General features: G+C 44.7%; 8 protein-coding genes. 2 read left to right on the forward strand and 6 right to left on the reverse strand.

Annotated features, from left to right (window positions below; translation table 11 throughout):
• Window positions 1-36: 36 nt before the first annotated feature.
• Window positions 37-1,371 carry an N-succinylarginine dihydrolase gene (gene astB / locus K5Q99_RS20375; RefSeq protein ID WP_220777954.1) on the reverse strand — a complete coding sequence of 445 codons (1,335 nt, stop codon included), beginning with the start codon at window positions 1,369-1,371 and terminating at the stop codon, window positions 37-39.
• 330 nt (window positions 1,372-1,701) lie between these two features.
• Here astB and topA point away from each other — a divergent pair, with 330 nt between their 5' ends.
• Window positions 1,702-4,344: a type I DNA topoisomerase gene (topA, locus tag K5Q99_RS20380; RefSeq protein WP_220777955.1), complete on the forward strand. Its 2,643-nt coding sequence runs from the start codon at window positions 1,702-1,704 to the stop codon at window positions 4,342-4,344.
• A gap of 223 nt (window positions 4,345-4,567) precedes the next feature.
• Here topA and zomB read toward each other — a convergent pair whose 3' ends face one another.
• On the reverse strand, window positions 4,568-5,347 hold the full coding sequence (gene zomB, locus K5Q99_RS20385; protein ID WP_220777956.1) for a flagellar motor control protein ZomB: 780 nt from the start codon (window positions 5,345-5,347) through the stop codon (window positions 4,568-4,570).
• Window positions 5,348-5,575: 228 nt separating this feature from the next.
• Here zomB and cysB point away from each other — a divergent pair, with 228 nt between their 5' ends.
• The gene (cysB, locus tag K5Q99_RS20390) at window positions 5,576-6,559 is read left to right on the forward strand and encodes an HTH-type transcriptional regulator CysB (protein WP_220777957.1); all 984 of its coding nucleotides are present in this window, start codon (window positions 5,576-5,578) and stop codon (window positions 6,557-6,559) included.
• A gap of 71 nt (window positions 6,560-6,630) precedes the next feature.
• Here cysB and K5Q99_RS20395 read toward each other — a convergent pair whose 3' ends face one another.
• From K5Q99_RS20395 to ppsR, 4 genes are all read right to left on the reverse strand, one after another.
• Window positions 6,631-7,293 (reverse strand): response regulator transcription factor, encoded by a 663-nt coding sequence (locus K5Q99_RS20395; RefSeq protein ID WP_106650737.1) that lies wholly within the window; start codon window positions 7,291-7,293, stop codon window positions 6,631-6,633.
• Window positions 7,294-7,512: 219 nt separating this feature from the next.
• Window positions 7,513-7,977 (reverse strand): acyl-CoA thioesterase, encoded by a 465-nt coding sequence (locus tag K5Q99_RS20400; RefSeq protein ID WP_220777958.1) that lies wholly within the window; start codon window positions 7,975-7,977, stop codon window positions 7,513-7,515.
• A 199-nt stretch (window positions 7,978-8,176) separates the two neighbouring features.
• The gene (locus K5Q99_RS20405; protein ID WP_006086250.1) at window positions 8,177-9,241 is read right to left on the reverse strand and encodes a 3-deoxy-7-phosphoheptulonate synthase; all 1,065 of its coding nucleotides are present in this window, start codon (window positions 9,239-9,241) and stop codon (window positions 8,177-8,179) included.
• Window positions 9,242-9,423: 182 nt separating this feature from the next.
• Window positions 9,424-10,236 (reverse strand): posphoenolpyruvate synthetase regulatory kinase/phosphorylase PpsR, encoded by an 813-nt coding sequence (gene ppsR, locus K5Q99_RS20410; RefSeq protein ID WP_106650736.1) that lies wholly within the window; start codon window positions 10,234-10,236, stop codon window positions 9,424-9,426.
• Between the last annotated feature and the right edge of the window lie 24 nt (window positions 10,237-10,260).

The raw sequence follows: 10,260 nt of genomic DNA on the forward strand, positions 1-10,260 counted from the left end.
GCCTTTATCTTTTATTTTAGTGTGATTAGATTAAAATCAACGCTGGAACTGATACACGCTACCTAGTTTCATGATTTGCGTGAGCTCATCTAATGCTGTACGTGATTCGATGATTAGCTGAGGGTCAGCAAGATCTTGAGTAGTTAATCTGTCACGGTAATGTTTGTCTACCCAAAGATTTAAACGCGCAAATAAGGCATCATTCATTAATGTGTGTTGATTTACTGCCGCGACTTCCATCTCATTCATCGCAACACGCAAACGCAGGCAGGCGGGGCCGCCGCCGTTTTGCATGCTTTGTTTTACGTCGAAGTAAAGCACTTGCTTAATGGGAGTATTCAGCGTCAGTAGTTCATTCAAATAGGCAAATACTGCCGGATTTTCTTGGCAATCGGTTGGGGCAATAATGGCCATTTCACCAGAAGGAAGCGTAATAATCTGGGTATTGAATAAATAGCTTTTGACGGCGTCGTTAATCGCCACTTTAGCGGTGGGCACTTCAATGAAATACAGTTCGGTATCGAGCTTACGTTTAATTTCATCAATTTTATGTTGGGTATTTAAGAAGGCTTGTTCATGGTAGAACAGCACATTTTGATTACCTACTGCGATAACATCATTATGGAATACACCTTGATCAATGACATCAGGATTCTGCTGGATGAAGACGCAATTTTCTTCTTCAAGCTGATGTAAGCGTGCTACCGCCATCGATGCTTCTAAGGTTTGTCTAGCTGGATACTTTTGCGGTTTAGGGGCATTGGGATTGGTGGCTTCTTGCCCATAAACGAACAGCTCTACACCGGCATGGCCGTACTCGTTGCATAGCCTAGTGTGGTTCGCCGCACCTTCATCACCGAAGCTATTATGCTCAGGTAAGTGACTATGGTGATGAAAATAGTGGGGATCACTGAAAGTTGCTGTTAATATGCGCCCCGTTGTTAGGGGCTCGATGCTGCGATGCAGTTTATCGACTAAATTTGCTGGAGTGAAATGCAGTTTGCCGTCACGTGTATCTGCACTGGGTGAGACAGTTGCGGCATTGGCAGTCCACATACTGGATGCGCTGCAGCAGGCATTAAGTAGCATAGGCGCTTCTTTAGCAGCCTGTTTTAATACATTGGCGTCAGAGCCGGAAAATCCAATTCGGCGCAATGTGTAGAGGTCTGGACGCTCCTGAGGGGCTAACATGCCTTGAACCATGCCCATATCGGCGAGTGCTTTGGCTTTTTGGAGTCCTTGTTTCGCAGCAGCTTTGGGGTTGGAAACTAAGGCGGCATTGCTGAGCGAGGCGACATTGCCAAAAGACAACCCTGCGTAATTGTGTGTTGGTCCAACGAGTCCATCAAAATTCGCTTCAAAGTGCTTCATTGCTTATCCTTGTGATAGGGAAAGTTATTATTTGTTCATATGGTCCCTGAGGGAACCCAGTATACTGAAGCTTTTCGAGTGCACAAGCGGACGGTTTTGTGCTCAAAGCGACTTTTTCACGATAAATGCATAACTATTTCTTGCTTGCTGGCAAATAATGAAATATTAGTTTTTAATTACGCATATTATATTTTTACATTTTTTCAACTTTGATTAAAAAGTGACTCGCTGGTACATATAAAAGAGGGATTAACTTGAAACTATCAGTACAACCCTCTATATATGGTGCCAATTTCCACCTTCTTGAGATTTTTTGGCGCAAATTAAACTATGGGTAAATCGCTAGTTATTGTCGAATCACCGGCCAAAGCTAAGACTATTAATAAATATCTTGGCAAAGAATTCATCGTTAAATCGAGCGTAGGTCACATCCGTGATTTGCCGACATCATCGACTTCAGAAGGCAATGAAAAGGTTAAATCCGCTGCCGAAGTTAAGAAAATGTCGCCAGAAGAAAAAGCTCAATATAAAAAGGTGAAAGATCAGCAAGCGCTGGTGTCTCGCATGGGCGTAAACCCTGAAAAGGGCTGGGCGGCTAAGTATCAAATTTTACCGGGCAAAGAAAAGGTCGTTAAAGAGCTACAGGCACTTGCCGATTCTGCCGACCAAATCTATCTCGCAACCGACTTAGACCGTGAGGGAGAAGCTATCGCCTGGCATTTGCAAGAGGTGATTGGCGGTGATCCTTCACGGTATCAACGTGTAGTTTTCAACGAAATTACTAAGTCTGCGATTCAAGACGCTTTTAGCAAGCCGTCAACACTCGACACTAACATGGTTAATGCCCAGCAAGCTCGTCGCTTCTTAGACAGAGTTGTCGGTTTTATGGTGTCGCCACTGCTGTGGAAAAAAGTCGCTCGCGGTTTGTCCGCAGGTAGAGTGCAGTCGGTTGCCGTTCGCTTAGTGGTTGAACGTGAAAGCGAAATTAAAGCTTTTGTGCCTGAAGAGTTTTGGGATGTACATGCAGAGCTCAATACGCCAGCCCAAGAAACTTTGCGGATGGAAGTGGTTAAGCATCTAGATGCTGCCTTTAATCCCATCAATGAACAGCAAGCGATGGCCGCGGTTCAATCGTTATCGGCGGCGAGTTTTACCGTGCTGGCCCGCGAAGACAAAGCGACCCAAAGCAAACCTTCTGCGCCCTTTATTACGTCGACATTGCAACAGGCAGCGAGTACGCGCTTAGGTTTCGGTGTCAAGAAGACCATGATGATGGCCCAGCGACTTTATGAAGCCGGTCATATCACTTATATGCGTACCGACTCGACCAATTTGAGTCAAGAAGCCGTTGAAAGCTTGCGCGATATGATTGCCAAAGAATTTGGTGATAAATATCTACCCGCTGAACCCATTCGTTATGGTTCTAAGGAAGGCGCACAAGAGGCTCACGAAGCGATTCGTCCATCGAACGTTCAGGTACAAGCGGCAAGCTTATCAGACATGGAGCGTGATGCTCAGCGCCTATATGAGCTGATTTGGCGCCAGTTTGTCTCGTGTCAGATGACGCCAGCACAATATGATGCCACTAAGTTGACCGTCAAAGCGGGTGACTATGAGCTCAAGGCAACGGGACGTACTTTACGTTTTGATGGTTGGACTCGGGTGCAAACAGCACTCAAGAAGAAAAACGAAGAAGACAATACGTTGCCATTTGTGGCGCAAGGCGATGTATTAGCATTGAAAGAGTTGCAGCCTAAGCAACACTTTACTAAGCCGCCAGCGCGATACAGCGAAGCCTCTTTAGTTAAAGAATTAGAGAAACGTGGTATTGGCCGTCCATCGACCTACGCAACCATCATTTCAACGATTCAAGATCGAGGTTATGTAAAAGTTGAGAATCGTCGTTTCTATGCCGAAAAAATGGGTGAAATTGTCAGCGAGCGATTAGTCAGCAGTTTTGCTGATTTGATGAGCTATGATTTTACCGCCAGCATGGAGCAAACATTGGATGATGTGGCTCGCGGCGAGTTAGACTGGAAAAAAGTGCTCGATGGTTTCTATGCTGACTTTACTAAGCAATTAGAAAAAGCGGAGCTCGATCCCGAAGAAGGTGGTATGCGTCTTAACCAAATGGTGATGACGGATATCAAGTGCCCAACCTGCGGCCGTTCTATGGGGATACGTACGGGAACAACTGGGGTTTTCTTGGGTTGTTCTGGTTATGAATTACCGCCTAAAGAGCGTTGTAAGACAACGATGAACCTAACACCTGGCGTTGAGGCGATTAGTGAAAACAGTGAAGATGCCGAGACTGATGCGCTGCGTGCTAAGCATCGATGTGGTATTTGCGGTACCGCAATGGACAGTTACCTTATCGATGAGAAGCGTAAGCTACATGTCTGTGGTAATAACCCGATTTGTGAAGGTTATGAGGTCGAAGAAGGCCAGTTCAAGATCAAAGGCTATGAAGGTCCGCTAATAGAGTGTGATCGTTGTGGCAACGACATGGAACTGAAAAACGGCCGTTTTGGTAAGTATTTTGGTTGTACCAATAGCGAATGTAAAAATACCCGTAAATTACTGAAGAACGGTGAGGCTGCGCCACCAAAAGAAGATCCTATCTATTTGCCTGATCTGAAATGCAGCAAATCGGATGCCCATTTCGTATTACGTGATGGTGCAGCAGGGATCTTCTTAGCGGCCAGTACTTTCCCTAAATCACGGGAAACCCGTGCACCTCTGGTTGAAGAGCTGGTTCAATACCGCGAGCTGCTGTGGCCTAAGTATCAATATTTAGCCGATGCGCCCGTCACTGATGACGAAGGTAATAAAGCTGCGGTGAAGTTTAGCCGTAAGACGAAAGAGCAATACGTTGCGACTGAAGTCGACGGTAAAGCTACTGGTTGGTCAGCCCATTACGTTAATGGCAAGTGGGTGAGTGAGACTACCAAGAAAGCCAAGAAAAGCGCATAGCGGCGGATTGAGTTAGCTTAACTCCAAGATAATAAAAAAGCCAAGTCAATGATGACTTGGCTTTTTTGTTTCGATTGTCTTTAGAGACTGATTTGTTGCTGTAGACGATGAGCCAAAAATGTTGTTCGCTTGATTCTTACTCACTCACCACGCCCGATAACGCTGAAGAACGAGTGGAAAGCGTGCCGCTAATTCAACTTAAAAGTCAGCAAATAGGAACTGATCACCATTTCTTTTTCGGTTGAAACAGCATGTCGATATCATCTTCTTCATTTTTAGGTCTAGGTGCACTGGGTTCAGATTGTTTCTGCGCGCCCATAATCTCATCAAGTAATTGTTTAGCCTCATCCACTTTACGACCAATGAAAGGGTCATTCGGTGTTTGTGCCTTAATGGCGTGTAATGTCGATAGGGCTTTAGTCACCATTTGTTTTGATGAACCATATTGTTTCATAAAACTGGCTGCTCTGGCTCGGGAAAGCATGGAATCAACATTGATCCTGAGCTGTAAACTGTCTATACGATTTTCTTCCTGAGCAAAAATGCTCGGGTCGACTTTACCTTTATTATGCTCAGCTCTGAGTATTGCCTTGAGCTTTTTCAAGGTTTGAACTAGCGCTAAAATTTGTTTGTCGTTATCGGGTAGTCTGAAATTCTCAATCGGTGGTGATTGAGGTTGACCAGACTGTAGGGTTGTTATTTGATTATTAATATCGGCTAGGCGGCGCTGATAATCAGACTGTTGCTGGGTATTACTAATTGCTGTCGCAGCTTGCAAGGCATCTTGCACACGGCGGTACAAAACCAACACAATATTCGTGCTACAAGGCATCATCCCTGTGTTAGATAACACAGCTTCGGTTTCATCGATAATTGCTCTTTGACGGGCAAATTCAATGCGACGCTCTGCTTCTGCGCGTTCTTTTTGTTGTTGTAATACGTTAATTCCGATAACAAGCAGTAAAAGCGCACCGATGAGGATCAGAACCAAGGTGAATGACATAGATGTTCCATTATTTATCCAATTGAGCTAATGCTACAATAAATCAATAAACTAGCATAGTTATCTTAGCCTAGGTTATCATTTCTGTCGTATGAATCTGCAGACTTGTGCTCTATATTCCTATTTGCTTTAAATTTTACTATATACTATAACGATTGATTATAGCTGAGAGTGCTTTGAGGGCTCAGTTGTTAATGGCATTTTGCGTGTTTGGGACAAGGAAATAAGATGAAACTGCAACAACTCAGGTATATTGCTGAGGTCGTAAAACATAACCTCAATGTGTCGGCAACCGCTGAAAACTTGTATACCTCTCAACCAGGGATCAGCAAACAAGTTCGCATGCTTGAAGATGAGTTGGGTATCCAAATATTTGGTCGTAGCGGTAAGCACTTAACCCATGTTACACCCGCAGGTTTGCAAGTGATCAGCATTGCCAATGATATTTTAGGTAAAGTTGAGAGCATTAAGAAAGTTTCTGAGGAATATACTAAGCCCGATCAAGGCGAGTTGAATATTTCCACGACAGACACTCAGGCGCGCTATGCATTGCCGACGATCATTCGCCAGTTTATAGATCGTTACCCTAAAGTGAATTTACACATGCACCAAGGGACGCCAGCACAGATCAGCGAGCAGGCCGCGCGCGGTGATGCGGATTTCGCCATTGCGACCGAAGCAATGCATTTGTATTCCGACTTGATTATGCTGCCATGTTATCACTGGAATCGCTCCATCGTGGTGCCTAAAGATCATCCCCTTGCGACTCGTAGCTTAAATAATCCGATTAGCATCGAAGAGTTAGCGCGCTTCCCCTTAGTGACCTATGTGTTCGGTTTTGACCGAGCCTCTGAAATTGAGAAAGCTTTTAATCGTGCCAATTTAGAGCCGCGTGTCGTTTTTAGTGCGACCAGCGCCGATGTGCTGAAGACCTATGTCCGTTTGGGATTAGGTGTGGGCGTTATCGCCTCAATGGCGATTGACCCTAATATTGATAAAGATCTAGTGGCGATTGATGCTGGCCATTTGTTTGCTCACAGTACGACTAAAATTGGCTTCAGGAAGGGCAGCTTCTTGCGTAGTTATATGTATGATTTTATTCAGCACTTTGCGCCGCATTTAACCCGTGACATAGTGGAGAAAGCCGTCGCCTTACGGGACCAGCAGCTTATCGATGAAATGTTTGCTGATAAAAATTTGCCAATGCGTTAATTGGCGACGAGTTGCCGACATAAAAATGCCGCTAATAGCTAATATAAGCGGCATTTTTATGGGATGAGCGATTAAGATAAATCGACTTTATCCATTTCAAGTTGAGCAAGTGCTATAACAGCTTGGGTACGGTTGCGAACGCCCAGTTTTCTAAAAATGGCAGTCGCGTGCGCCTTGATGGTCGCTTCTGAAACGCCAAGATCGTAGGCAATTTGCTTATTTAACAAACCCTCGGCAAACATCTGCAGCACTTTATATTGCTGCGGCGTGAGATCGGATAATTTACTGGCCATTTTATCAACGGCATCGTCATCGATATCAATAATCTCAGTGCCTTTAGGTAACCAAATATCCCCGAATAACACTGCACTTAGCGCTTCTTTGAGGGTTTCCATCGAGGCCGATTTGGGGATAAAACCACTGCTGCCATAATGAATTGCACGGCTAATGGTATTGATATCCTCGTGGGCTGATATCACTACAACGGGTAGTTCGGGATAATGTGAACGAAGATGGATAAGGGTGGAGTAGCCGTGTGAACCTGGCATCTGCAGATCCAACAGTACAAGATCGTAGTCGACGCTACGGACATCCAATACAGATTGCAGTGCATCAGCACTGTCGGCTTCAAACCATTGTGCATGTTCAAACGCTGTGGTCAGCGCTTGACGTAGTGCATTTCTGAACAATGGGTGATCGTCTGCGATAATAATATTTAAGTTTTCTAGCTTCATGGCTTTTATGATTATGTTCGGTGCGCGTGAAGATTGAACTCAATGTAACAGAAAAGTAATCAAGGATCCTATTGCTTTATTCATGAATCAGGACAAAATTTTGATATGTTTCTGGTTGTTAGACTTTGGTCGGTGTTATAAAAAACATATTTAAATTGCAACGTCGCGATGAAAAGCCCGAGATGACGGGCGGTTCAGTGTCTTTCAATCACCTAAAAACTATTCGTATGTCCACACTTGTGTGGGATTTCGTTGTTCGTCAACTGCAACAAAGGTGAACACACCACGTATGGCATGCTCTCGATGGTCTTGATACATGTCTTCGACATAGATATTCACTTCAACTTTCAATGAGGTGTTACCGACATGGATCACCCGCGCGATCAGTTCGGCTAATGTGCCTGCGGGGATCGGTTTTTTAAAATCGATTCTATCGGAACTCACAGTTACTAAGGTTTTACGGCAAAAACGAGTCGCAGCGATAAAGGCTGTTTCATCCATCCACGCTAAAGCTTCACCACCAAATAAGGTATTGTGATGATTGGTGATGGATGGAAATACCGCCTTGATAACCCGCGCTTCTGAGGAATCGATTCGCGTTTGAATCGCTTCTGGGAATTGTGCTTCAGGGGGTTCGGTTCGGGAGGTATTTTCGGTGTTTGGAGAAATGGGCGTAAGCGACATACAGCAACCTAAGGTAATGCAGCAAAATAAGGCAGAATTATAGAGATTTTTAATTCTTAAAGATAGAAATGCACTGGCTTTAACGCTCATTAAGAATGTGGCTGAAGATTCTTAAACCGCTCTTAATAAAAAACCGATCTAAGATCGGTTTTTTTATTGGAAAATGTATATCGCTTCGGACATTTTTCGAGCGTCAGGCTTATTTCGCTAACAGTGCTTTTCGCTCGCGGGAAGCGGCTGCCAGTTTACGCAGCAGGACTTCTGAGTCATCCCAATGTAAGCAGGCATCGGTAATGCTTTGGCCATAACAGAGTGGTTGGTCTGCAACGACTTTCTGGTTGCCTTCCTGTAAGAAGCTTTCAGCCATAATACCGGCGATGGCAGTGCTGCCTGCCCGCATTTGCGCCATGATTTCATCGGCGACGTTAAGCTGCTTAAGGTGATTCTTCTCACTGTTACCGTGGCTGAAATCAACCACCATACGTTGAGTGACCCCAACAGAGGCAAGTTGTTGGCGTGCTTTTTCGATATCTTCGGCGTGGTAATTAGGCGTTTTGCCGCCGCGCAGAATGATATGACCAAACGGATTACCGTGGGTGCGATAAACAGCCATCGCGCCATCTTTATCCGGTGAATAGAAAATATGCGGAACTTGTGCGGCGCGCACTGCATCGACGGCGATGTTGATATTGCCATCGGTACCGTTTTTAAAACCAACAGGGCAAGACAGTGCCGAAGCCATTTCACGGTGAACTTGGCTTTCAGTGGTGCGCGCGCCAATTGCGCCCCAAGTGATGAGATCGGCGATGTACTGGCCGTTCACCATATCTAAAAATTCCGTGGCAATAGGTAATTTTAATTCAGTGATTTGTTGCAGTAGCTCGCGAGCAATGCGTAAGCCTTTGTTTGGCTCGAAACTGCCATCAAGATCGGGATCAGAAATTAATCCTTTCCAGCCAACAATCGTGCGAGGTTTCTCAAAATAGACCCGCATTAAGATGCACAAATCATCTTTCAATTCTTGATGTAATGCGGCTAAGCGCTGCGCATAATCTAATGCCGCTTTGGTATCGTGGATTGAGCAGGGGCCTATGATCACCAAAAGACGCTGGTCTTCACCCATAATAATGGCTTCGACTTCACGACGTTGCTGAACCAGATAATCGGCCGCATCTTGAGTTAATGGGAACTCAGATGCCAGTTGCGCAGGTGAGATGACTTTTGCTAATAAGGAAGTGCGTAGTTCGTCTGTTTTTATGGTCATTCAAAATACCGAGCTTGCGTGCGGCGCTTTTCGCCAGATTGCCTCGGATTATAACGAATCGAACCGAGTTGCACAGCGCCAATTGTGTTAATTGTCGGCAACTGTGCAATGAATTTGATTTAAGTTAGATTCATTTAAGCTAAATTCACTCGGTTTTTCTGGCTGCGTTTCACTCTGCAAGCTTAGAACATATGCCGTTCTAGGCCTGTGACATCTAAGATTTTGGTGGCAATTTCTTCCACGGAATGATTCGTTGTATCTATATAAGGAATGCGTTCACGTTTAAATAGCATTTCGACTTCTTTGACTTCTAAGCGGCACTGCTTGAGTGACGAGTAGCGGCTATTCTCCATTCGACTCTGACGGATTTCATGTAAACGCACGGGGTCAATCGTTAAACCAAACAGCTTTTTCTTATTGCGTTTCAACGCTTCAGGTAACTTGAGGTTATCCATATCATCTTCGGTGAAAGGGTAGTTTGCTGCTTTGATTCCAAACTGCATCGATAAATACAGGCTAGAGGGCGTTTTGCCACAGCGTGAGACCCCAAGTAGAACTAGATCGGCTTGATCCATGTGTTTCATGGTCTGGCCGTCATCATTATCCATGGCGAAATTAATGGCATCAATTCGCGCTTCATAGCCGTGATTGGCTTTTCCATGGGTGCGATGTAGCACCGGAGAAGCTGAAACCCCTAAATGTTGTTCGAGTGGGGCCACGAAAGTATTCAAAAAATCATAATCTAAGCCTTCACTCGAATAAATAATGTCGCGAATTTCTGGTTTGACGATGGAATGGAACACTAACGGCCGCTCACCTGTTGTAATAAAACAATCATTAATTTGTCGCTTAACTTGCTCCGCTTTCGTGAGAGTTTCAACGAATGGAATTGTAAGTGACTCAAATTCTAATGGAAATTGCGAGAGAACCGCATGACCAAAAACTTCAGCTGTGATCGCTGTCCCGTCGGAGATATAGAATACTTTTGGTGCCATACTGACCTCTTGTAGTAATAAAAT

It is taken from the genome of Shewanella hafniensis, from assembly GCF_019655335.1.
GTDB lineage: Bacteria > Pseudomonadota > Gammaproteobacteria > Enterobacterales > Shewanellaceae > Shewanella > Shewanella hafniensis.

Excerpts from the sequence above, each read along its gene's own strand:
- cysB (WP_220777957.1), top strand. The coding sequence starts at position 5,576 with ATGAAACTGCAACAACTCAGGTATATTGCTGAGGTCGTAAAACATAAC.
- zomB (WP_220777956.1), bottom strand. The coding sequence starts at position 5,347 with ATGTCATTCACCTTGGTTCTGATCCTCATCGGTGCGCTTTTACTGCTT.
- topA (WP_220777955.1), top strand. The coding sequence starts at position 1,702 with ATGGGTAAATCGCTAGTTATTGTCGAATCACCGGCCAAAGCTAAGACT.
- ppsR (WP_106650736.1), bottom strand. The coding sequence starts at position 10,236 with ATGGCACCAAAAGTATTCTATATCTCCGACGGGACAGCGATCACAGCT.
- K5Q99_RS20395 (WP_106650737.1), bottom strand. The coding sequence starts at position 7,293 with ATGAAGCTAGAAAACTTAAATATTATTATCGCAGACGATCACCCATTG.
- K5Q99_RS20405 (WP_006086250.1), bottom strand. The coding sequence starts at position 9,241 with ATGACCATAAAAACAGACGAACTACGCACTTCCTTATTAGCAAAAGTC.
- astB (WP_220777954.1), bottom strand. The coding sequence starts at position 1,371 with ATGAAGCACTTTGAAGCGAATTTTGATGGACTCGTTGGACCAACACAC.
- K5Q99_RS20400 (WP_220777958.1), bottom strand. The coding sequence starts at position 7,977 with ATGTCGCTTACGCCCATTTCTCCAAACACCGAAAATACCTCCCGAACC.